Source organism: Streptomyces eurythermus (assembly GCF_014649115.1).
Lineage (GTDB): Bacteria > Actinomycetota > Actinomycetes > Streptomycetales > Streptomycetaceae > Streptomyces > Streptomyces eurythermus.
The window spans coordinates 377,842-401,335 of the sequence record NZ_BMSK01000002.1; the positions used below are offsets into that span (position 1 = coordinate 377,842).

At 72.0% G+C, this 23,494-nt stretch carries 18 protein-coding genes; 9 read left to right on the plus strand and 9 right to left on the minus strand.

Translation table 11 applies throughout. From position 1 onward, the window contains the following. Positions 1 to 18: 18 nt before the first annotated feature. Complete coding sequence (locus tag IE251_RS04395; RefSeq protein WP_189751563.1) at positions 19 to 675, minus strand: 2OG-Fe(II) oxygenase; 657 nt, start codon at positions 673 to 675, stop codon at positions 19 to 21. 233 nt (positions 676 to 908) lie between these two features. On the opposite strand from IE251_RS04395, the gene IE251_RS04400 reads away from it, so the two are divergent. Continuing rightward, a complete protein-coding gene (locus IE251_RS04400; protein ID WP_189751564.1) occupies positions 909 to 1,535 on the plus strand; it encodes a 2OG-Fe(II) oxygenase in 627 nt (208 codons plus the stop codon). Positions 1,536 to 1,617: 82 nt separating this feature from the next. Here IE251_RS04400 and IE251_RS04405 read toward each other — a convergent pair whose 3' ends face one another. Genes IE251_RS04405 through IE251_RS04435 form a run of 7 tightly spaced genes read right to left on the minus strand, consistent with a single transcriptional unit; the run spans position 1,618 to position 9,174 of the window. Continuing rightward, the gene (locus tag IE251_RS04405) at positions 1,618 to 1,812 is read right to left on the minus strand and encodes a ferredoxin (RefSeq protein ID WP_189751565.1); all 195 of its coding nucleotides are present in this window, start codon (positions 1,810 to 1,812) and stop codon (positions 1,618 to 1,620) included. A 16-nt stretch (positions 1,813 to 1,828) separates the two neighbouring features. After that, positions 1,829 to 3,061, minus strand: coding sequence for a cytochrome P450 (locus IE251_RS04410; protein ID WP_189751566.1), 1,233 nt, complete (start codon positions 3,059 to 3,061; stop codon positions 1,829 to 1,831). After that, positions 3,058 to 4,743 carry an AMP-binding protein gene (locus IE251_RS04415; protein WP_189751567.1) on the minus strand — a complete coding sequence of 562 codons (1,686 nt, stop codon included), beginning with the start codon at positions 4,741 to 4,743 and terminating at the stop codon, positions 3,058 to 3,060. Before IE251_RS04415 ends, IE251_RS04410 begins: the two co-directional genes overlap by 4 nt. Before the next feature lie 30 nt (positions 4,744 to 4,773). Then, the gene (locus IE251_RS04420; RefSeq protein ID WP_189751568.1) at positions 4,774 to 5,943 is read right to left on the minus strand and encodes an FAD-dependent oxidoreductase; all 1,170 of its coding nucleotides are present in this window, start codon (positions 5,941 to 5,943) and stop codon (positions 4,774 to 4,776) included. Next, positions 5,940 to 7,220, minus strand: a complete 1,281-nt coding sequence (locus IE251_RS04425; protein WP_189751569.1) for a DegT/DnrJ/EryC1/StrS aminotransferase family protein — start codon at positions 7,218 to 7,220, stop codon at positions 5,940 to 5,942. Before IE251_RS04425 ends, IE251_RS04420 begins: the two co-directional genes overlap by 4 nt. Next, positions 7,214 to 8,287 carry a 4-hydroxy-2-oxovalerate aldolase gene (gene dmpG, locus IE251_RS04430; protein ID WP_189751570.1) on the minus strand — a complete coding sequence of 358 codons (1,074 nt, stop codon included), beginning with the start codon at positions 8,285 to 8,287 and terminating at the stop codon, positions 7,214 to 7,216. Before dmpG ends, IE251_RS04425 begins: the two co-directional genes overlap by 7 nt. Next, a complete protein-coding gene (locus IE251_RS04435) occupies positions 8,284 to 9,174 on the minus strand; it encodes an acetaldehyde dehydrogenase (acetylating) (protein WP_189751571.1) in 891 nt (296 codons plus the stop codon). Before IE251_RS04435 ends, dmpG begins: the two co-directional genes overlap by 4 nt. 275 nt (positions 9,175 to 9,449) lie before the next feature. Here IE251_RS04435 and IE251_RS04440 point away from each other — a divergent pair, with 275 nt between their 5' ends. The 8 genes from IE251_RS04440 (at position 9,450) to IE251_RS04475 (ending at position 18,622) form a co-directional block, all read left to right on the plus strand. Next, the gene (locus IE251_RS04440; protein ID WP_189751572.1) at positions 9,450 to 11,483 is read left to right on the plus strand and encodes an amino acid adenylation domain-containing protein; all 2,034 of its coding nucleotides are present in this window, start codon (positions 9,450 to 9,452) and stop codon (positions 11,481 to 11,483) included. Between the two features lie 6 nt (positions 11,484 to 11,489). Continuing rightward, positions 11,490 to 12,311 carry a thioesterase II family protein gene (locus IE251_RS04445; RefSeq protein WP_200692113.1) on the plus strand — a complete coding sequence of 274 codons (822 nt, stop codon included), beginning with the start codon at positions 11,490 to 11,492 and terminating at the stop codon, positions 12,309 to 12,311. After that, a complete protein-coding gene (locus tag IE251_RS04450) occupies positions 12,301 to 13,491 on the plus strand; it encodes a cytochrome P450 (RefSeq protein ID WP_189751573.1) in 1,191 nt (396 codons plus the stop codon). The genes IE251_RS04445 and IE251_RS04450 overlap by 11 nt, the downstream gene beginning before the upstream one ends. Positions 13,492 to 13,504: 13 nt before the next feature. Further along, entirely contained in the window at positions 13,505 to 14,185 is a 681-nt protein-coding gene (upp, locus tag IE251_RS04455; RefSeq protein ID WP_189751574.1) for a uracil phosphoribosyltransferase, read from the plus strand. A gap of 68 nt (positions 14,186 to 14,253) precedes the next feature. Continuing rightward, positions 14,254 to 15,528: an ATP-grasp domain-containing protein gene (locus tag IE251_RS04460; protein WP_189751575.1), complete on the plus strand. Its 1,275-nt coding sequence runs from the start codon at positions 14,254 to 14,256 to the stop codon at positions 15,526 to 15,528. A 27-nt stretch (positions 15,529 to 15,555) separates the two neighbouring features. After that, complete coding sequence (locus tag IE251_RS04465; RefSeq protein WP_189751576.1) at positions 15,556 to 16,887, plus strand: histidinol-phosphate transaminase; 1,332 nt, start codon at positions 15,556 to 15,558, stop codon at positions 16,885 to 16,887. A gap of 35 nt (positions 16,888 to 16,922) precedes the next feature. Further along, entirely contained in the window at positions 16,923 to 17,351 is a 429-nt protein-coding gene (locus IE251_RS04470; RefSeq protein ID WP_229896582.1) for a cobalamin B12-binding domain-containing protein, read from the plus strand. Further along, complete coding sequence (locus tag IE251_RS04475) at positions 17,351 to 18,622, plus strand: methylaspartate mutase (RefSeq protein WP_189751577.1); 1,272 nt, start codon at positions 17,351 to 17,353, stop codon at positions 18,620 to 18,622. Before IE251_RS04470 ends, IE251_RS04475 begins: the two co-directional genes overlap by 1 nt. 590 nt (positions 18,623 to 19,212) lie before the next feature. Here IE251_RS04475 and IE251_RS04480 read toward each other — a convergent pair. Then, positions 19,213 to 22,326, minus strand: coding sequence for an ATP-binding protein (locus tag IE251_RS04480; protein WP_200692112.1), 3,114 nt, complete (start codon positions 22,324 to 22,326; stop codon positions 19,213 to 19,215). Between the last annotated feature and the right edge of the window lie 1,168 nt (positions 22,327 to 23,494).

A 23,494-nucleotide genomic window follows, 5' to 3' on the forward strand; every position in this document is an offset into this window, starting at 1 on the left:
GTGCCGGGCGCGGGACGGTCAGTTCTGCGGCCGGTACGCGGAGCCGGCGAGCCCGGTGGTCAGCCAGTACTCGATCTGGACCGTGATGCGCTCGGTCCCCTCCGGGTGCTCGATCTTCGAGACCGCGTGCCACGACTTGTCGGTGGGCGGGAAGGCGAGCAGCTGGCCGCCGACCGGGCTGATCTCCTCCGTCGGACCCTCCTTGGGGGACGCGAAGATCTGGAACTGCCCGCCCGCCTCGACGGGCCAGTCACGGTTCAGGTAGAGGATCACGGTGATCGCCTTGGTCGGCTTGTCCTTGTGTACCGACAGGTAGTCGCCGTTGCGGTGGGTGTAGAGGCCGATGCTGCGCTGCAGGCCGGCCAGTTCGATCCCGGTCGACTTCTCCAGCCAGGCGGTGAACTCGGCGCCGCGCAGCTCCTCCACGAGGTCGCGCCAGACCCCGGGCAGGCGGGGGAAGACCGGGGCTTCCTCTTCGAGGACGATGAGGTCCACGAGGTTCATCCGGTACTGCTTCTCGTGCTTCGGGTCCTCGACCGCGATCTTCGCGACGTCGGCGGTCGGCACGGTCGCGAGCAGCTCGTCCAGTTGCCCGTCGTCGAGCAGGTCACGGCCGCGGAAGAGCTGGAACGGCTGGGTACGTTCCTCCAGCGCCGAGTCGAGCGTCAGCACCACGGTGTCTCCTTGGGGTCGATGCGTGGGCCCGGGACGGCCCGGGCCTGACCTGGCCACAGCCTGTCCGCGGGCCCCTGCCGACCCCTCGTCGGTTCGCTGCCCGGCCGCTGCCGGGGATCGGCAAGGTCTTCGCAAACCGGCGCGCCATCACACGGCAAGCGGGACGGTGACACTGGCGGGGCAGCCCTGATACCCGAACCGGTGCACACGCCGGCCGCCGAGAGGTACGAGTCTTGATCAACCTGGACGTCCGGCTCGAAACGTGGGACCACCCCTTCCGGCACTTCCGCGGCGCCGGTCTGCTCTCCGCGCGCCACCTGGCCGACCTCGGCGCCACCGCGCCGGACGAGGGCCTGTTCCAGCGGATCGACACCTCCACCGGTGAGGCACGGCGCCGCTACCGCTCGTCCGTCCTGCCGGTCTCCGACAACAAGACCGGCCTCACCCCCGATGAGATCCCTCTGGCGGCGCCCTGGCGCGAACTGGTCACCGACCTGCTGTCCGACGAGTTCACCGACTGGCTCCGCCGCGAGACCGGGGTGGACACCACCGGGCTCCACCGCCGGGCCGAGATCTACCACCACCACGACGGCGACTTCGAGGACCTCAGCGTCGGCAAACAGCACAAGAGACTCGCCTTCGTACTGCACACCAACGAGCACTGGCCGGCCGACGGCGGCGGAGAACAGGAGTACTGGTCCGGCCCGGACAGGTCGGCCGGCCCCGCCTCGACCATGCTTCCGACGGGAGGCACCGCCTGGCTCTACTCGGCATCGCCCTCGTCCTGGCACCGGATGGCGCCGGTCAGCGCGGGGCGGGGCCTGGTGCGGCGGTGGGTCGCCATGGCCTTCTTCGAGTGACCGGCGAACCCCGGCCTGACACCGACGGCCGGACAGGACGGAAGCCGCCGCCCGAGTCGTCTCGGACGGCGGCTTCCGCCGGTCACTCCTCGTCGATCCGGATGGCCGACGACGGGCACAGGTGGACCGCCTGACGGACGGCCGGCCGATCCGCCCCGGCCGGATCCACCGTCACGGGCGCGACCAGCCCCTCCTCGTCCTGGTCGAAGACGGCGGGCGCCACCAGGACGCACTGGGCGGCGCCGACGCACCGCCCCCTGTCCGCGGTGATGTGCACGGGCGTGCCCCTCTCCTCAGCAGTTCACCGGCACCCGGTAGATGCCGTAGATCCCGGCGTCGTCCTTGTACGGCAGCTCCTCGGCAGGCACGGCCAGCGACAGGCCCGGAACCCGGCGCAGCAGCGTCTCGAACACGATCTCCAGCTCCACCCGGGCCAGGTTCTGCCCGAGGCACTGGTGGACTCCGTACCCGAAGGCGACGTGGTGGCGCGCGCCGCGTTCGAAGTCGAGCCGGTCCGGGTGCTCGAAGACCTCGTCGTCCCAGTCGGCGGCCAGCCCGGACACGACGATGCCCTCGTTCTTGCGGATGGTCACGCCGCCGATCGCGATGTCCTCGGTGGCGATCCGGGCGGGCGCGTTCTCCACGACGCTGAAGTAGCGCAGCATCTCCTCGATCGCCGGGGGCAGCAGCGAGGGGTCGGCCGCGATCCGTGCCTTGTGCTCCGGGTTCTCCAGCAGCGCCACCACGCCCAGCGAGATCATGTTCGCGGTGGTCTGGTGCCCGGCGACCAGCAGCATGACGGCGGTGCCCACGATCTCGTCGTGCGTCATCACCGGCGTCTGCCGGTTGCGCGCGATGAGCCGGCCGATCAGGTCGTCGGTGGGCTCACCCCGCTCCTTCTCGGTGACGAGGTCCTCCAGGAAGTCGTTGAGCGCGTCGGAGGCCGCGGCGCGCTCCCGTATCGAGACGGACCGGCTGACCAGCATGCCCGCCCACTCGTGGAAGTCGCGGCGCTGCTCGTGGGGCACACCCAGCAGCTCGCAGATCACCAGCGACGGCACCGCCTGCGACACGTGCTCGACGAGGTCGGCCGGCTGCGGCGCGGCCAGCATCTCGTCGATGCTCCGGTCGACGATCTCCTGGACACGCGGGCGCAGCGCGGCGATCCGGCGCAGCGAGAACTCGCCGGTCAGGATCCTGCGGTGAGCCCCGTGCTCGTCCCCGTCCAGGTGGATCATGGACCGCCGGGTGGTGAGCCGGCGGACGCGCTCGGTCGCCGCGCGCTGCTCGGCGGTCAGCCGGCCCGGGAACGCCGGGTGCAGGCGGTCGGCGCTGACCCGCGGGTCGGCGAGCAGCTTGCGGGCCAGATCGTGCTTGAGGACCAGCCAGGCCACCTGACCGTCGGGCATGCGGACCCGGCTGACCGGCTCCTGCCCGCGCAGCTTGCGATACTCGGCGGGCGGGTGCATGGGGCACTCGCGGGCCATGGGGAACGACGGGATGTCGTGGTCGAACGCCTCGGTCATGGGGTGGGTTCCCGTTCCTCTCGGGCCTGCCGGTCCGCTGCCGCCGCACGGAGCGCGACCCGGTTGATCTTGCCGACGCCGATCATCGGCAGGGCGTCGACCACCCTTATGTCCTCGGGCAGTTTGTACGTGGCGATGCCGCGCTCGGTGAGGAAGCGGCGCAGGCCGAGCAGCGTCGGCTGCTGCTCCGGGTCGGAGGGGACGGCGAAGACGCAGACCGTCTGCCCCCACACCGGGTGCGGCATCGCGACCGCCGCGACCGCCCGCAGCAAGGGGTGCTCGGCGAGCAGCGATTCGATCTCCCCGGCGGAGATCTTCTCCCCGCCGCGGTTGATGACGTCGCCGATCCGGCCCTCCACCACCAGCCCGCCCGACGGGTGGAGGCGTGCCAGGTCGCCGGTGCGGTAGAAGCCGTCGTCGGTGAAGGCGCGCGCGTCGGCGTCCGGCGCCGCGTAGTACCCGGCGACCGTGTACGGGCCCCTGGTCAGCACTTCTCCCATCTCGCCGGGTGCCACTTCGGTGCCGTCCTCGGCCACGATGCGGATCTCGTCGCCGGGTGAGGCGGGCCGCCCCTGGGTGTGGGCGATGACGTCACCGGGGTCGTCCAGCGCGGTGTAGGTCAGCAGCCCCTCGCTCATGCCGTAGCACTGCTGCACCGTACAGCCGAGCAGCTTGTGCGCCTCGGCCGCCGGGGCGGGCTCCAGACGGGCGCCGCCGGCCTGGAGCACGCGCAGTGACGTCGGCCCGCGCCCCCGCCGCCCGGCCTCGCCCAGCCACTGGGTGACCAGCGCGGGCACCAGCGTCGTGTGCGTCACCCCCTCCCGGTCGATGAGGTCGAGCGCCGCCCCTGGATCTCCCGGCGAGCCCAGGACGACCCGGCCGCCGAAGGCCAGGGCGCCGAACATGCCGGGGCAGTTGAGGACGAACCCGTGCGCCCCCGACATGACGGCGAGGTACACCGTGTCCGGCGACAGCCCGGCCCACCGGGCGGCCGTGCGGATCATGTAGCCGTAGCCCTCGTGGGCGCGCGCGATCGCCTTCGGCGGGCCGGTGGTCCCGCTGGACAGCAGGAAGACGGCGGGCTCATCGGCCAGCGGCGGCCCCAGATCGGGCAGGGGCCTCGCCCCGGGGTCCGGTCGGCACAGCTCGACCAGGTCCTCGGTGCCTTCGGGAACGGCGTCCGCCGCGCGGTCGGCGACCAGGATGTGCCGGATGCTCGGGCAGCTCTCCCGCAGTTCCCTCGCCAGCGCGACATGGTCGAAGCGCTGCCAGCGGCGTGGTACGGCCACGGCCGTGGGCCGGGTGGCCGCCACGACCGCCAGCAGCTCGCGGCGGCGCAGCGTGGGCACCGCCATCACCGGGTGGGCGCCCAGCCGCATCAGTGCCAGCGGCAGGACGACCAGCTCCAGGTCGTTGGGGAGCTGGACCAGGACACGGTCCCCGCGCGCGATCCCGAGGCCGGCCAGCCGGGCGGCGGCGCCGGCGACCGCGTCCGCCAGCTCACGCCGGGTCAGCCGGCCGCCGGGGCCGCGGACGGCCTCCTTCTCGGGATCCTCGGCCACGTGCCGCAGCACCAGCCGGTCGACCCGCTCGGGACGCCACCACCCGCGGTCGCGGTACTCCCGCGCGCGATCCGGCGGAATCCTTGGGAGGCCGGGATCCTCGGGACGGAATGAACTCACGCTCTGTCACCTTCCTTTCTCGCGGCCACGTCAGAGAGCCGACTGCGGGGCGAGCCGCGAGATGTCGTACGCGGTGGAGTCCTCCACGGCCAGGTCGGCGCAGATCCGGCCGAACAGCGGGACGAACTTGAACGCCCAGCCCGCCCCGTAGACGACGAGCTTCTCCCCGTGCGTCATCAGGTCCCGGGCGGTACCGAGGAAGAACTGCCGTTCGGGGTCCGTGGGCAGCACGGCCAGGCAGGTCGAGGTCCGCACCGGGTCGGGGTCGACCGTGGGCAGATGGTCCCGCAGCCAGCCCGAGAGCCGGTCCGTCTGGCGCCGGTCGGCGACGCCGGTGGCCGCCGAGGGGTGGTCGAGCGGGTCCACCTCGAAGTCCGGCCCGCAGCGCACGAACTCCCCGGGCGCCCACGGGTTGTGGCCGAACCCGTAGAACAGGTTGGTGTCCTCCGGCGTCGGCTGCTGGAAGGCGAACCAGAACGGCGCCTGCGTCACCGGCGTGGCCTGCCGGTAGGCCGCGATGGCCATCTCGTACACCGAGTACGCGAGGCGCGCGCCCAGCGGTTCCAGCAGGTCGTTGGTGTAGGGGCCGCAGGCCAGCACCACCTTGCCGGCCCGGAAGGTGCCCCGGTCGGTGGTGACGCTCACCCCGTCCGCGTCCGGCACGAGTTCCGTCACCGTCTCCCCGGCGCGCAGGGTGCAGCCGGCCGCCTGGGCGAGGGTGAACAGCGCCGCCAGCGTTCCCCTGACGTCGATCGTCCCGCCGTCCGGCTGGAGAAACCCCTCGTAGTGCCGGGGCAGGCCGCGGAACCCGAACCGCCGCTCGATGTCGGCGGACTTGAGCCACTCGTAGCGCACCGAGAGCTTGTCCATCATCGCGGCGGTCCCCGAGATCTGGCCCTCGTTGGTGACGACGTCGGTGTCCCCGAACCAGAGGCTGCCGATCTCGTGGATGAGGCGGCGCTCGCAGCGGCTCTCCAGCGCGCGCCACAGCGGAAGGGTCTCCAGCGTCAGGCGGAACAGGTCCTCCTGCGTGTACTGGAGCCGCCAGTGCCGCTCGGCGCCGCTGGTGCCCCCGTTCTCGTTGAAGAACGTGTGCCGCTCCAGGACCAGTACCCGGTGGCCGCGCTCGGCGACCTGCCAGGCGGTGGCCAGGCCCACGGGCCCGCCTCCCACGACCACCACGTCATAGGATTCCGTCATGCCCGGGCCTCCTCGTAACTCGACGTGCCGCGCTCGCCGGTGTCCCGCCGTCCGGTGAGCGCGGACTTCAGGGCCAGCACCAGGTGCTCCACCTGGCCGTCGGTCATCGACGGGTAGCAGGGCAGATTGACCTGCTCGTGGAACCAGAGCCGCTCGGTGACCGGACACTCGCCGAGCCGGTGGCCCCGGCCCCGCCACTCGGGGCGCAGATGCAGGGGGAAGTAACGCACCTGCACCTGGACCCCGGCGTCCTCCAGGGCGTGGATGACCTCGTCGCGGCTCACGCCCTGTCCCGGCCGGACGAAGAAGGTGAACAGGTGGTAGGGGTGGAGGACGTCCTCGGGCACGTCGGCCAGCCGCACCTGCGGCAACTCCGCCAGCGTCCGGGCGAGGCGCCCGGCGATCCATCGCCGCCGCCCGGCCAGCTCCCCGAGACGCTCGAGCTGGACGAGCCCCACAGCCGCCCCGGCCTCGCTGAGCGTGGCGTTGCTCCCGGGGTGCCGGATGCGCAGGCACTCCTTCTCGTACGAGTCCCCCGCCCACATCATCCAGGGCTCCGAGTGCTCGTACGGCCCGGCCGACAGCGGCGACGGGATGAGGACCCCGTCGGCGGCGTTGGAGCGGATGCGGTCGAGGCGCTCGGCCCACTCGGGATCGTCGAAGGTGAGCATGCCGCCCTCGCCGAGGGTCGTGATGTTCTTGCTGGAGTGGAAGCTGAAGCACCCGATGTCGCCGAGCACGCCCGGCCGCCGGCCGCGGTAGAGGGCGCCCAGCGCGTGCGCGCAGTCCTCGATCACCCGGACGCCGTGCCGACGGGCCACCCGCATGATCTCGTCCATGCGGGCCGGCCGGCCGCCGTAGTGGACCAGGATCAGGGCCCGGGTCCGCGGAGTGATCAGCGACTCGAACGAGTCGACGTCCACGTTCAGGGTGTCCGGCTCCACGTCGCAGAAACGGACCGTCACGTCGTGGGCCAGCAGGGGGTCGGCGGTGGCCTTGAAGGTCTGCGGGGTCACGATGACCTCGTCACCGGGGGCGAGGTCCAGCAGGTGCACGGCGAGCGCGACGGCGACGGTTCCGCTGGTGACGGTCATCGCGTACCGGCTGCCGACGTGCTCGCGCATCGCCTGCTCGAACGCCTCCCGCCACCGCCCTTGCGAGAGGCTCTCGCCGGACCGGACGACCTCGCCCAGCGCGGCCAGCTCGGCGCCCCCGAGGATGCTTCCCACCGCGGGGGCCGGCACGAAGTACCGGGAGTTCTCGTTCACGGTCAGCATGAGCCGGTCCCACTGCCCGCCGGGCTTCCCCCGTCCCGGGCGGCGCGCAGGGCCAGCGCCACCTCCACGATCAGGTCCTCCTGGCCCGCGACCACCTGACGCCTGCCGAGTTCGAAGAAGACGTCGCGCGGATCGACCCCTTCCCGCGCCGCGATGTCGAGCACCGGTTTCTTGAATCCGGAGAACACCCCGGCCAGCCCGCTGACGATGGAGACGGAGTCGATGGTGGGCGGCGCCGGCATCAGCTCCCGCCCGGCGATGTCCGCCGCGTCCAGGAGCCGGTACAGGTCGATGCCCGTCCGGAACCCCAGCCGTTCCAGCACCGGCACCAGGACCTCCAGCTGGGTGTTGCCGGCGCCGGCGCCGAAGCCCCGCGCACACGCGTCGAGGATGCCGGCCCCCGCCTGGGCCGCCGCGACCGAGTTCGCCACGGCCATGCCGAGGTTGTTGTGCCCGTGGAACATCACCGGCACGTCGACGGCGGCGCGGATGGCCCCGATGCGCGCTGTGACGTCCGAGGGCAGGAAGTGCCCCGAGGAGTCGAGGATGCCCACACCGGTGGCGCCGTACCCGACCAGGCGCGCGCACTCCTCGGCGAGCTGGTCGGGGCTCGCCATGTGCGTCATGAGCAGGATGCCGTGCGCCTCCACGCCCTCGTCGCGCAGGAAGCCGAGGTGGCGCTCGGCGACGCTGGCCTCGGTGCAGTGCGTCGCGATGCGCACCAGGTCGACCTCGTACGCGAGGGCGTTCTTGATGTCCTGGGTGGTGGCCCAGCCCGGGAACATGAGAACCCCGAGCTTGCTGGTCGTCAGGGTCTCCCGGGCGATCGACATCATCTCGTCGTCGCTCAGCCGGGCCCGGCCGACCTGGAGGGACGAGGCGGCCAGTCCGTTGCCGTGGCCGACCTCGACGACCGGGACGGCCGCGGCGTCCGCGGCCTTGAGATAGGCGCGGAGCTGCTCCGCGCCGAGGCTGTGCCGCACGGCGTGCTGGCCGTCGCGCAGCGTCGGGTCGTGGATCTGGACCGGCCTGCCCGCGGCGGCGTCCCGGGCCGCTTCCTGGCTCATGCCGTCTCCCTGCCTGCCAGTGCGAGCCGGCCCGCCGCGTAACACTCGGCGGCCTGGATCGCGGCGGAATTGATGATGTCGAGATTCCCGGCGTAGTGCGGCAGCCGCTCACCGGACGAGGTGACCTCCACGGAGACGAAGGCCGTGGAGTCGTTGACGGTGCACACGCTGACGCCGAACCCCTTGACGTACGTGCGGATTTCGTCAGCGGCTCTCGTCACCAGCGCGCGCACCGAGTCGGTGGTGAGGTCCCGGCCCCGCAGGTACATGGCGACCCGGAAGGTGGCCGCGGGCCGGGCCGGGCTGATGTTGACGAGCGCCTTCACGTCCTCGACGCCGGTGAACCAGCGGATCGCGTCCTGCGTGGTCTGCACGTACTCGTCGAGGTTCAGGCGTGAGGCGCGGCCCACGCTCAGGGTGGCGGCCGTGGTCACGACCTCGACGCAGTCGATCTCGTGCGCTCTCGCGATGGCGTGCAGGATCGGTACGCACGCCTGCCCGCCGCAGGTCACCATGCTGATGTCGCGGTGGGAGCCGATGTCCTCCCGGTTGACGCCCGGGACGATCATCTGCCCCACTCTGCTGGGCGTCAGGTCGACGATCATCGCCCCGGACGCCGCGAGTTTCTCCGCGTGCTCGGCGTGGAACGACGCGTTGGTGGCGTCGAACACCACGTCGAAGTCCTCCTCGGCGTCGACGAGGGACTGGATGCCCCCGGTCGCCACCGGCAGCCCGCGCCGGGCAGCCCGCCGCAGCTCGGCGGCGTCGTGCCGCCCCGCGACGAGCCGCAGGTCGAGACAGTCCGAGCGCATGATCTTGGTCGCCAGGTCCATACCGATGAGTCCGGCGCCCAGGACCGACACGGACAGCCGTCCAGTTGCTTGCATGTACGGTCGCCTTTCCGTCAAGGTGCGGCGTGATCCGCAGGGGGACCGCTCGCGGAGGCCGGCCGCGGTGGTCCCTACGCGGCCCAGCCTGGAGCTGGGGCCTTGCCGACGGCTTGCCGTGCACTGACCGGCCGGCGCCGCGGGCGGGGCAAGCGAGGCGGCGAGGTCCTTGCAGGGACGCGGCGACATGCTGTGCGGGCACCACCCTGGGGCTTCCCCCGCCACAACGCCAGTGCGAACGCCGCACATTCAGCATCCGAAGGGGACTGCGATCCGTGGTCAACCCGATTCATGACGACAACGGTGCCTCTCTGGTCCTGGTGAACAGCGAGAACCGGCACGCTCTGTGGGCCGACGGCCCCGACGTACCACCGGGCTGGCGCGTCGCGCACCGGGCGGCCGGCCGCCGGGAGTGCCTGGAGTACATCGGCGCCCACTGGCCGGACATCCGGCCCGCCGGACTCCCGGACACCGGGAAGGACGCGGGCGCCTGCCTGCACGACCTGTTCGCCGCCCAGGTCGCGCGCACCCCCGGGGCGCCGGCCCTGATCTGGCGGGACCATGAGATCTCGTACCGCCGACTCGACGACGATTCCAGCAGGTTGGCCGCATACCTGCGGCTGCGCGGCGTTGGGCCCGGCGCGTTCGTGGGCCTGTGCGTCGAGCGGTCGCCGCAGATGATCACGGCCCTGCTCGGCGTCCTGAAGACCGGCGCCGCCTACGTGCCCCTCGACCCCGAGTACCCGGTCGAACGGCTGCGGTACGTCCTGTCCGACACGGGAGCACGCCTGCTGCTGACCCAAGAGGCGCTGAGGCCGCTCTTCCCTGACCACGACGGCGAGATCCTCTGCCTCGACCAGCACCGGCAGGACATCGACGCGCTGTCCGCCGCGCCCGCGCCGGACAGCCCCGTCCCGCTGCCGTCGGACACCGCCTACGTCATCCACACCTCCGGCTCCACGGGCCGCCCCAAGGGCGTCCTGGTGACGCACCGCTCCCTGGCGAACCACAGCTCCGCCGTGAACCGGTACTTCGCCTTCGCCCCCGGCGACCGCGTCCTGCAGTGCAGGCCGCTGAGCTTCGACGCCGCTGCCGAGGAGATCTTCCCGCCGCTCCTGCACGGCGCGGCCCTCGTCCTCGGCAGCGACCCCCTGCGCCAGACGTTCCGGGCCCTGACCCAGCAGGTCATCGACACCGGCACGACCTTCCTGAGCGTGCCCACGGCCTTCTGGCACAGCTGGGTCGCGGAGGAGGACTGCCTGCTGCGGCTGGCCACGGAGTCCGCGCTGCGCACGATGATCGTGGCCGGCGAGAAGGCGACCCGTCAGGCCCTGCTGACCTGGAAGAAACGGGTCGGCGAGGACATCCGCTGGTTCAACGTCTACGGCCCCACCGAGGGCACCATCACCACGACGGTCCACGAGCCGGGCGCCGAATGGGAGATCGGCGAGTACGGCTCCGTCCCGATCGGCCGCCCCATCGACAACGTCCGCACGTACGTCCTCGACGACGCCCTGCGGCCGGTCCCGGCGGGAGAACCGGGCGAGCTGTTCATCGGCGGGGCGGGCGTGGCCGTCGGCTACCTGAACGCGCCGCAGACCACCGCCGAGCGGTTCCTGCCCGACCCCTTCTCCGGCGTGCCCGGCAGCCGGCTCTACCGCACCGGGGACCTGGTGCGCGCGGACGCCGACGGCTGCCTGGAGTTCCTCGGCCGCCGGGACCACCAGGTGAAACTGCGCGGTTACCGCATCGAACTCGGCGAGATCGAGGCCGTGCTCACCGAGCACGAGGACGTCCGGGCGTGCGTCGCCCTGGTGACCGGCGACGGCCCCGACAGTGCCCTCGTGTGCTTCGTGACCGCGGGCGGGCGGGCCGCGCCGCCGGCCGCCGAACTGATCGCCCACCTGCGCGGCCGGCTGCCCTGGTACATGATCCCGACGGCCGTACACGTCCTGGACGCCTTCCCCCTGACCCCCAACGGGAAGATCGACCGGGCCGCCCTGCTCGCCCTCGAACCCGACGACGACGGCGAAGCCGTCCACATCGCGCCGCGCACCCCCGAGGAAGCGGTCCTGGCCGACATCTGGGAGGACATCCTCGGCCGCCGCGGCATCAGCGTCGACGCCGACTTCTTCCAGGTGGGCGGCCACTCCCTGCTCGCCGCGAGTCTCATCGCCCGCATCCGCGCCCGGTTCGACGTCGCCATGACGGCCCGCGTGCTGTTCGAGTCCCCGACCATCGCCGGGCTCGCCGAAGCCGTCACCCGGGCGACCGGCGACGGCGCGGCGGCCCGCGCCGGACGGAGCTGACCGGCGGTGGCACCGCGACAGGCCGCCGCCACGCGCCCGGACAGCCCCTGGCTGCGCACCTTCGGCCCGCCGCAGCCCGCGGCCCCGGCCCGGCTCGTGTGCTTCCCGCACGCCGGGGGCGCGGCCAGCTACTTCCGGGACTGGGGCGGCCGTGACCTCGCCGGGGCCGAGGTGTGGGCCGTCCAGTATCCGGGCCGCGAGAACCGGATCCGGGAGGGGTTCCCGCCCGACCTGCACACCCTCGCCGACCAGGTCACCGAGGAGTTGCACGGACTCCTCGACCGGCCCACCGTCTTCTTCGGGCACAGCATGGGCGCCGTCGTCGGCTACGAGGTCCTGCGCCGCCTCACGGCCGGCGGCCGGGACGGCGCCGTACTCCACCTCGTGGTCTCGGGGTGCGGCGCCCCCCAGCGGGTGCGCCCCTTCGCCGGACAGGAAGGTGCCCACCTCCTGGACGACGACCGGCTCGTGGCCCTCCTGAAGGAGCTGGGCTCAGGCAACGCGGGCCTGCTGGACGACCCGGACATGCGGTCGGCCTTTCTGCCGGCGGTCCGCGACGACTACCGCATCGTCCAGTCCTACGTCCCGCGCGCCGGCGGCCCGCTCCTGCGGACCGACGTCACCGCGTTCGTGGGCCGCCAGGACGAGGCGGTCGGCGTCGGCGACGCGGGCGCCTGGGCCGGCGCGACCCGGGGCCGTTTCACGCTCCGCACCTTCCCCGGCGGCCACTTCTACCTGGGAGAACACCCGGACGACGTCCTGCACGCCCTGGGCGAGGTCCTCCGTCCCGCCACCACGATCGACACCGGGAGAGCCGATGAGAGTTGACCTGTCCGACCCGCTCCTGTACCGGGACTCCGACCCCGCACCGGTCTGGTCGCGGCTGCGCGCCGAACACCCCGTCCACCGCAACGAGCGGGCCAACGGGGAGTACTTCTGGGCGGTGATGATCCACGGCCTGTGCACCGACATGCTGACCGACCCCCGCGTGTTCAGCTCCCGGAACGGGATGCGCCTCGACTCCGACCCGAAGGTCCTCGCCGCCGCGGCCGGCAAGATGCTCAACATCACCGACCCGCCCCGGCACGACAAGATCCGCAAGGTCGTCAGCTCGGCGTTCACCCCGCGCATGGTGAGCCGGCTGGAGGCCACCATGCGCAAGACGGCCGCCGAAGCCATCGACGAGGCGCTGGCCGCGGGGGAGTGCGAGTTCACGCGCGTCGCCCAGAAACTGCCGGTCTCGGTCATCTGCGACATGCTCGGCGTCGCACCCGCCGACTGGGACTTCATGGTCGAGCGCACCCGCTTCGCCTGGAGCTCCACCGCCCTCGACGAGGCGGAGGAGGCGCGCAAGATCCGGGCCCACACCGAGATCCTGCTCCACTTCCAGGACCTCGCCGCACAGCGCAGGCGGGAGCCGCAGGACGACCTCATGAGCGCCCTGGTGTGCGGCGAGATCGACGGCGCCCCGCTGACCGACCAGGAGATCCTCTACAACTGCGACGCCCTGGTCTCCGGCGGCAACGAGACGACCCGGCACGCCACCGTCGGCGGGCTGCTCGCCCTCATCGACAACCCGGATCAGTGGCGCCGGCTGCGCGACGAGCCCGCCCTCATGCCCTCGGCGATCCAGGAGATCGTGCGCTACACCTCGCCTGTCATGCACGCGCTGCGCACCGCGACCGAGGACGTCGAGTTCGGCGGGGAGCTGATCAGCGCCGGGGACCACGTCGTCGCCTGGCTGCCCTCGGCCAACCGCGACGAGAAGGTCTTCGACGACCCCGACCGCTTCGACATCGGGCGCGAACCCAACCGCCACCTGGGCTTCATCCAGGGCAACCACTACTGCATCGGCTCCTCGCTCGCCAAGCTCGAACTCACGGTGATGTTCGAGGAACTCCTGGCGCGGGTCGAGGTCGCCGAACTCGCCGGCCAGGTTCGCCGCCTGCGCTCGAACCTGCTGTGGGGGTTCGACTCGCTTCCCGTGACATTCGTTCCGAGGGCCTGAGGAGAGCTGCCCCATGACCGCGCCTACCGCCCCCTCGACCGACACATACCTCGGCACCAATGTCCGTCTGCTGCCCCAGACCGACCAGCTGCGCGCCCTGCACACCGTGATCCGCGACCGGGACGCCCGCCGCGAGGACTTCGTCCGCTACTCGCGCCGGATCATCCGCCTGCTGATCGAGGCGGGCATGGACCTGCTGCCCTTCGAGCCGCACGAGGTCCGCACCCCGACCGGCGCCGCCTACCAGGGGCTGCGCTTCGCCTCCGGGCTGTGCGGGGTCACCGTGGTGCGCGCCGGGGAGAGCATGGAGGGCGAACTGCGGGACGTCTGCCCGGGGATCAGGATCGGGAAGATCCTCATCCAGCGGGACGAGACGACCAAAGAGGCCCGCCTCTACTACACCTCCCTGCCCGCCGACATCGCCCGGCGGCACGTCCTGCTCCTCGACCCGGTCATGGCGAGCGGCGGGACCGCGCTGGCGGCGCTGCGAGTGCTGACGGACCTCGGCGTGCCCGAGGAGAACATCGTCTTCGTCAACTTCATCACCGTCCCCGAGGGCATCACCACCGTCTGCGAGCAGTACCCGCGGGTGCGGATCGTGACCTCCGCCATCGAGGAGCGGCTGACCGAGGACGCGTGGATGCTGCCCGGCATCGGGGACTTCGGGGACCGCTACTTCGGCACGGACGACTGACGCGTGCGCGGCCGGCTTCCCCGGCCGGCCTGGAAGACCGTGAAACGACGACTGATCGAAGGACGCACATGAAGGCCGAACAGGGGCCGTTTCTGCTGCTGAACACCAAGGAGATCGTCTCGCGCCTGCACGAGTGGTTCCCCGACGCGGCGCGGGAGCTGGTCGTGGTGACCACGAGAGCGGACATCCCCTCCGCCGACATCTCCGCGTACGCACGGCGCTTCCTCCACTTGGAGGTGGTGCCCGACCTCCGGGAGCTGTCGGACGACGCACTCCTGGCCCTCGCCCGGCGGTTCGGCGTACGCCGGATCCTGTCGCTCGGCGAGCGCGAGGTGCTGCGCGCGGCGCGCATACGGGCCGAACTCGGCCTGCCCGGCCAGAGCCTCGCCTCGGCCACGGCGTACCGGGACAAGCACGTCATGAAGTCGACCCTGGCGGCGGCGGGCATCGACGTCGCCCCCATGCGCAGGTTCCGGACCAACGACGACCTCGCCGAGTTCGCGTGGGAGGTCGGCTTCCCGGTCGTCGTCAAGGAACTCGACTCCGGCGCCTCGAACGGCACGGTGGTCCTGATGGACGAGGAGGACCTGCGCGCCCTCCCGGAGCGCGCCACCGCGGCCCCCCGGCTGGCCGAAGCCTGGATCGAGGGCGACTTCTACCACGTCAACGGCCTCATGAAGGACGGCGAGGTGGTGCTCGCGGTGCCCTCCCGCAACCTGTACTCCGACTGGTTCTCGGTCGCCTACGACGCCCCGACCATGACGGGGATGATGCCCGACGACCACCCCCTGTCCGAGCGGCTGCGCAGCACCGCGCGGCAGGTCGTGGCCGCGCTTCCCGCCGTACCCGGCCTGTGCGCCTTCCACCTCGAACTGTTCCACACCGCCGACGACCGCGTGGTCGTCTGCGAGATCGCCTGCCGGGCGGGCGCGGCCCTCGTCAGCGACGTCCACGAAGCCGTGCTCGGCGTGAACTTCCACGGCGCGAGCCTGCTCGGCCAGGCCGGACGCGGTGACCAGGTCGAGATCCGGCCGACCGGCGAACGGCTCGGCTTCGTCTGGTTCCCGCCGGCCAAAGGAGTCCTGCGCGCGCTGCCCGACACGTGCCCGCTGCCGGGGACGGTGAGCTACCGGCCCTGCGGCGACGTCGGACGCCGCTACGGCAGTTCCCCCGGACTCGGCCGGCCCATCGCCGAGATGGTCTTCCGGCTCACCGAGCCGGACCCCTGGGCGGAGCTGCGGCGGATCGAGGAGTGGTGGGACGACAACGTCGTCTGGGAGCACCGGACCAACGCGGTGCCCGACCGCTGGAAGACGCCCCGAAGGAAGCCGGCCGACGCGTAGCGGCCCGGCAAACGGACCGGAGGACCCGTGTACGAACTGCTGAAGACGATCATGATCGAGGAGTTGGAGGTGGAGGCCGGCCAGGTGTCCCCGGACGCGAGCCGCGAGGACGCCGGCCTGGACTCCCTCGCCACCTTCGAACTCTCCCTGGCGCTCAGCCAGCGCCTCGGCGTCACCATCGCCGACGAGGACCTGTTCGGTCTCAGGACGCTGGCGGACATCGCCGAGTTCCTGGAGAAGCGCACCGCCGGCCTGCCGGGCTCCCCGGGAGCATCCGGATCCCAGGCGGCGGACCGAGCCGAGGACCACGAGCACGCGGGGCTCGCCCGGTTGCTCGGCGGCGGGGACGGCATCGACCTCGACCGCCCCGGCGGCCCCGCCCCCGCCCACCAACTCGCCCGCAACGAAACCCCGTTCCCGCCCCCCGCGCCCGTGCTGGACGCGATCACCCGCGCCGCCGCCGAGGCCAACCGGTACCCGGACCCGGCCTGCGGAGCGCTGCGCGCCGCACTCGCCCGGCACTACGGCCTCTCCCCGGACCGCGTCGCGGTGGGCGCCGGATCGATCACGCTCCTCCAGGCACTGCTCACGGTGACCGCCGCACCGGGAGCAGCCGTCGCCTACTCGTGGCCGTCCTTCGACGGCTACGAGGTGCTCGCGGACCTCGCCGGATTCCGCACGGTACGGGTCCCGCTGGCCGAGGACGGGCACGACCTCGACGCCCTGGCCGCGGCGGTCGACGAGCACACCCGCCTGGTGCTGCTCTGCAACCCCAACAACCCCACCGGCACCGCGTCGGGCGAGACCGACCTCCTGCGGTTCCTCGACGCCGTGCCGCGCACATGCCTGGTCCTGCTCGACGAGGCGTACTGCGAATACGCGCGCGACCCCGGCCTCGGCGCCCGCCTCCTCACCTCGCGGCCGAACCTGATCGTCGCCCGCACCTTCTCCAAGGCGCACGGCCTCGCCGGCCTGCGCGTCGGCTACCTGCTCGCGGAACCCGGCCTGATCTCCCGCGTCCACCGCATGGTCATGCCGTTGAGCGTCAGCGACGTCGCCCAGGCCGCCGCCGTCGCGTCGCTGGCGGCGGAGAAGGAACTCCTCGGCCGCGTCCGGGAAACGGTCGCCGAACGGGACCGCGTCCGCGCCGCGCTGCTCGCCCTGGGATTCGACGTGCCGCCCTCGGAGGCGAACTTCCTCTGGCTGCCGCTCGGCGCCCGCGCCCAGGAGTTCGCCGCCGCGTGCGCGTCGGCGGGAGTCGACGTACGGCCCTACCCGGGTGACGGCGTGCGCGTGACGACAGGCACCGCGGAGGACAACGACGCGTTCCTGGCAGCGGCCGAGACGAACCGCCCGTGAATTCTGTTTGCCGTGGAAACGGCAGGACATTCGTCGTGACCAGTGTGTCGTCGGATTCCCACATGTGGAACCTCGTTTTCCTCCAGTTGCTGCTCGAGGAGAACGGCGGGAACGTGATCAACCTCGGCGCGTGCACTCCGGACGAACTGGTCATGTCCGAATGCCTCAGAATCCGGCCGGACGCCTTGGTCATCAGCACGGTCAACGGGCACGGCCATATCGACGGCCTACGGCTGATCAGAAAGATTCGCGGGCATTCGGTGCTCGCCTCCATGAAAGTCGTCATCGGCGGAAAGCTCGGCGTCCACGGTTCCCGGCAGGCGGGATCCCGGGCGGAACTGGTCGCGAACGGACTTGACGCGGTGTTCGAGGCGGACGCCGATCTCGGCCGGTTCCTCGACTGCCTCGGACTGGGCACGCCCGCGCCGCAACGCGTCGCCCCTACGGAAATCCGGAGCACCTGATGGCACCTCCTACCGGCCCCGGACGCTTCACCCGGTTCGTCCGGCGGGCGTCGAGCGAGGGGAAACTGGTCGTCCAGCCGCGCATGGGGTTCGGCACGGTCGAGCAGATGCGCGCGGGACTCGACGCGGTCAGGACCGTCGACGCGGCCACGGTGGGCACCATCACCGTCGACAGCTACACGCGGGTGAACGATCACGCCTCCGCCCTTCTCGCCCTGGAGAAGGGCGCGGACCTCAACGGGTTCCCGCTGGTGGCGCACGGCGCGGCGGTGACCCGCGAGCTGCTCGCCGGAATCGCGGGCGACGACTTCCCGGTGCAGGTGAGGCACGGCTCGGCGTTGCCCGGCGCCTTGTTCGAGGGACTGGTGGCGGCCGGCATCGACGCCACCGAAGGCGGCCCCGTCTCCTACTGCCTGCCTTATAGCCGCGTCCCTCTGGCGCAAGCCGTCGACGCCTGGGCGGAATGCTGCGAGATGCTCGCGGGAATCAGTGAACCGGTGCATCTGGAGAGTTTCGGCGGCTGCATGCTCGGACAGTTGTGCCCGCCGAGCCTGCTGATCTCCCTGAGCATTCTGGAAGGCTTGTTCTTCCGCGAACACGGATTGCGGGACATTTCCGTCAGCTACGCCCAGCAGACGAATCAGCAACAGGACATCGAGGCGATCCACGCCCTGCGCGGCCTGGCGAAGGAATGGCTCGGAGACACCGATTGGCACGCCGTCCTGTACACCTACATGGGCGTTTATCCCCGCACCCGGCAGGGGGCGTACGGGCTCCTCGAGGAGAGTGCGAGGCTCGCCGCCAGATCCGGGACCGAGCGGCTGATCGTCAAGACCGCGGTGGAGGCCAGCAGAATCCCGTCGATCACGGAGAACGTCGACGCCCTGGAACGCGCCGCGAGGGCGGCCGAGCGGGAGGCGGTGGCCGAACCGGCCGGAATTCCGGACTCCGGGATCTACGAGGAGGCCCAGGCGATCATCACGCACACGCTGACCCTGGGCAGCGATGTCGGAAAGGCGCTCGTCCGCGCGTTCGCCCTCGGACACCTCGACATCCCGTTCTGCCTGCACCAGGACAACGCGAACCGCTGCCGGGCCCGCATCGACGACCGTGGCCGGCTCACCTGGGCCGACCCCGCAGGGGTGCCGATTCCCCGGGCGCGCGATCTGGCCCGGAACCGGCAGCGGCTCACCGCCCGGGGCCTCATCGACATGCTCAGTTACAACGAACGGCGCTACGACCACCCGTCCCGGACCAGCCACCCTCGTTGACGGGCCGTACGGCAAGGAAGATCACGAACACCAGGACCATCATGGTCCTGGGGCCGGTCGAAGTGCGGTGGTCAAGCGCCGAGTCGCCCTCGGACCACCGAAGCAGCGCGCCTTGCCGGCGTTGCCGTTGCACGCCGGACAGACCGTCGGCCTGAGCCAGATCGTCGACGTCCTGCGGCACGGCGACCCGCCGAACAGCACCGTGAACGTCATCCACCGCCACATCGGCTCCTTGCGGAAACCGCTGAAGCCCGACTCTGGCGCGGAGAAGCAGCGCGGGGAGTCCCCCGGTAACCCGGGTGCACCACCTGTTCTCCGCCGTCGACAGCGAACACCTGGCCGCCCTGCGCGAGGGCGCCGACTGATGCCGGCGCCGGGCACACCCTTCCCGGTCCTGCCGCTGCTGCCCCGGAGGAGCGCGCAGTACCCGCTGGGTCCATCACATGGGAGACACCCACGAGGCCCGGGGAGACCGCCCCGCCGCCCTGCCCCTGTGGCGGGAGGCGGCGCGGACCCTCGACGGACTCGGCCCCCCGAGGCCGGCCAGGCCCGCGCCCGGCTGAGAGGCGAAGGAACCGACGACCCGGCCGCTACGAAGCGGACGTCAGGGGACACAGCCGGGTGAACGGCAGAGTGCGGCTCACATAGGCCAACTCCCCGCGGGATCTGGCCTCCGCGGTCGACGACCGCAGCGTCCGCCTGGCGTCTTCGGCCGCCCCGCTGCTGTGCTGGGCGTGGGCCAGCAGGCCCAGGTGGAGCGGCAGCCGGATGAGCAGCCGCCGCTCGCGCAGCTCGGCGACGGCCGATTCCAGGCTGTCGAGTGCGGCGGCCTCGCCGCTCTGCTGGAGTGCCCAGCTCCGGCACACCTGGAGCATGGCGGTCCAGTGGCTCAGCCCGTGGGCGCGGGCGATGTCCAGGCCCCGGCCGCTGGAGGCCGCCGCCCCGTCGGGGTCCTCGCCCAGGGCCGCTGTCAGGGAGTGGAAGTAGTACGCGCTCGCCTGGTCGACCGGCGTGCCGTCCAGGCCGGTGGCTACCAGCAGCTCCTCGCACAGCGCCCGCGCCTCGTCGGTGGCGCCGAGCAGCCTCAGGGTGAGGACGCGATGGTTCGCGGCCATGAACCGCGGATCCTGCTGGGCGCGGCGGGTCATGCGCTCCCGCTGTGCGGGGGTCAGCTTCTCGGCGATCCGCACCGCCTCGGTCAGGGCGGTGAGCGCGTCGGCGGCATCGCTGGGCAACTGGAGCAGACCGCGGGCGATCCGCTCGTAGAACCGGACCTCCGGGGCGTCGGACCGCTCGGTGAGAGCGCGCAGCTGCTCCGCGTGCCGGGTGCACTCGGCGTGCCGGCCGGTGACCAGTTCGGCCACGAACTGCCACAGCAGCAAGGCACCCTGCTCGATGGTCCGGCCCGCCGTGGCGTCGTACAGCTTCCGGATGCGCCCGGCCTCGGCCTTCACCTGCCGGTTGGTGTAGCCGCGGGTGATGCTCGCCGTGTAGAGGAGCTTGCTGCGCAGGTCCAGCGTCTGCTTCGATGTCGCGCCACCGTCCCGGGGCAGGGCGCAGAGCAAGGTGTGCGCGTGCTCGAACCAGGTCTGCGCGCGCCGGTAGTCGCCCTCGACGACGGCCTGTTCGCCGGCGCGTCTGAGGTGCGGCAGCACGTCCTCGGCCGGCAGGGCCAGCACGGCCTGCCAGGCGTGCTCGGCGATCTGCTCGCTCGCCTCGGGGGAGTCGCCGTGGCGGGCACCGAGCACGCCGACGGCGCGCGCGTGCAGGGCCGCCCGCTCCTGGCGGCGCAGCTCCGCCAGGAGGACGTCGCGGATGAGGCCGTAGCGGAAGACGAGCCGGTGTGGGTCGTCGCGGTCGCTGTGCATGAGCCCGGTCGCCAGGGCCTCTTCCAGGACGTCGTGGCCGGCGCCTTCGTCGTCCAGCATGGCGGTCAGCGAGGCCAGCGTCGCCTCGCCGCCGAGCACGGCGCAGCACTGGAGGAGGTGCAGGACGCGCGGGGGCAGCCCGGCGAACTGCCGGCGCAGCATGCTGCGGACGCCCGTCGGGATCCCGGCGCGGACGACGTCGGCCGCACGGGGATCGTGCAGGCGCCGCGCCCCGCCGGCGTCGGCGATCAACTGGTCGAGGAGATAGGGGTTGCCGGCGCTGCGCTCGTACAGCGCCCGTACGACGGACGCTTCGACGCCGGGCCCCGCCTGGGCAGTGACCGCGGCCCGGACGTAGTCCTCGGTGAGGTTGTCCAGGTGCACGACCTTGGTGCGGGAGTCGGCCAGGAGGTCGACGAGCGGGCCGTCGGTCTCGGGCCCGGCCCCGAGACCGGGTTCGCGGACCGTGATCACCACGCTGACGGGCCGCCCCTGCGTGCGGCTGCAGAACAGCCCCAGCACGTCGAGCGTGAGGCGGTCCGCCCGGTGCACGTCTTCGAGGACGAGCAGGAGGGGCCTGCCGTCGGCGTACTGGAGGATCACTTCGCACAGGGCGTCCTGGGCGAGGAAGTCCATCTGGTCCGAGGGGGGTTCCGACAGCGTTGTCACCGGATGCCGTTCGGCGCGCTGCTTGCGCAGGTCGTCGAAGGACGCCCCGAACAGGATGTCGAGCCGGCGCAGCACCTGCTGCCACACCCAGCCGACGGGCATCCCCTCGTCGCTACGGCAGTTGACGCGGATGACCTCCGCCTGCGGTTGCGGCGGCTGCGTCTGATCCGTGGCACGTGCCACCAGTTCGGTCTTGCCGACGCCCGCCTCGCCGACGACGGCGGTGGTGTGCCCGCTGCCGCGCAGGGCGCCGGTGATGGACGACCGCAGAGCGTCAAGGGCGTCGCCGCGGCAGGGGAACCAGGCCGCCGGTGCCGTACCCCGCTGTCCGGCCTCGGGGACGGCCTCCGGACCGTCTGCCGGCGCGGGCCCCTCCGCCTCCCGTTCGGCCACGGTGCCGGGCCGGACGCGTACCTCGACGGCGGCCGGGGCGGACGTCTGGTCGTCGAGTTCGTGGCGCAGCAGGGCGAGGTGGACGCGCTGGAGCTCGCGGGCCGGGGCGACGCCGAGCTCCTCGGAGAGGTAGGCGCGCGTCCGGTCGTACAGCTGGAGCGCCTCGGCCTGCCGGCCCAGGCGGTACAGGCCCGTCATGAGGCTGCCGACCAGGCGTTCGTCGATGGGCTGGAGGGACACCTCGCGGCGCAGCAGCGCGACGGCGTCGCAGGCCTCGCCGAGCGTGAGGAGCGTGTCGGCTTGGGCCGCGACGGCGGTGGTCCGCAGGAGGCTCAGGCGGGCGGCCTCCTCCGCGAGCGGGGTGTAGGCCGCGAGGTCCAGGAAGGGGTCCGCCCGCCATAACCGCAGCGCGTTGTCGAACGCGTCGCGGGCGTCCTGGAGCCGGCCGTCGGCCACATGGCGCTGCCCCTGGGAGACGAGGCTCTCGAACCGGGACAGGTCGAACGTGCCCGGCTCCACCGTCAGGACGTACCCGGGGGCCTGGTAGCGCAGCGGGGCGATCGGCCCGTGCCGCCCCGTCAGCACCCGCCGCAGGTGGGACAGGTACGTCTGCAGGGTGGCCTGCGGGCGTCTGGGGAGGCTGTCGCCCCATAATTCGTCGATGAGCTGATCGGCGGGCACCACTTGGCCCAGCCGGATGAGCAGCAGTCCCAGCACGGCCCGGTGCCGTGGGGGACCGAGAGGCACCTGCTCGGCCCCGCGCCGAGCCGTCATCACACCGAAAGCCTCGAACGACAGATCTGTCAGGGACGCGGTTTGTTGCTCTTGAGCTGTGTACGCCATGCCGGGGGTTCTTGCCTTTCGACGGTCACTTGACGGGCGGTCGGTCGTAGGGCGGGGCAGGTGCTGAAACAGTGCCGATCAGGTGACGCACTGAACACGCCATGACACGGCGATTTCGATACCGGCCAGTGAGCTGGCCGTGCCCGCTCGTCCGGTCCCGCGTTCAGGAGGGGCGCGGCTGCCCCGGCCGGAGGGACCGGCGGGCGCGGAGGGCAGGAACGGCCTGATGTGCGCGGAGCCCGGGCTCGCGGAACACCCGGGCCGCCCGGTTCTGCTTCCGGCCGACCCGCGGAGACCGGAACAACCCCCTATGACGAGCTCCAGCCCCGACCCGCCGTACGCAACTTTCTCAATGCGCTTGCCCGCTGGTTTCAGGCCGTGCCGTTTCGCGTGGTCGACGACGCGCCGCGACTCCGCGACCTCGTCATCATCAGCGTGGGTGATCCGAACGCGGCCCTGGGCGACGAGCCGCTCGATCAGCTCATGAGCTGAAATGGCCGAAAGGCCGTCTACTGCCGCCCGGAGCGGCGGCAACACGGCTCGCAAACACCGATTGGCCAAATCGGAATTGCCGAAAACGATTAATGTGTCAACGTCCGCACCCGAGCACAGCCAATACCGGCCATTGCCGACGCCGAACCGCATCGCGACAAGGAGGCCCCAGCGGCCCCTGCGGCTGCCGGCCATTACGCCGTCTCGCCTGATAGCCGAGCGCCTCTCCTCACCAGCGCCTGGTATTCAGCCAGTGACCTCGCTGCCTGCCTGAGAGCGGTCGCCTCAGCCCTGCGCCGCCGGCACACCGCCCACCCTCCGCAGGGGTCGTCTTTCGTCACGGTCTCGGAGCGCGCCCCGGCCGGCCGGGCTTGCCGGGCCCCGCGAGGTCGTATCCGGACTGCTGCGCCGCGTGAGAGGGGGACGGGCGCGGTCGTGAAGGTGGCGTCCGGTGCGGCGGCCTGGTTCTGGTCGGGTACGGAGGGCCCGGACGGCCTGGGTTCCTGTTGTGTCCTGGTTGCCTTGCGTGTCCTCTTCCTCTCGGGGATGGAAGGGGGGAAATGGGTGCGGTCTGCGGCACGGACGGTCGGGTCGGCTGTGGTGAGTC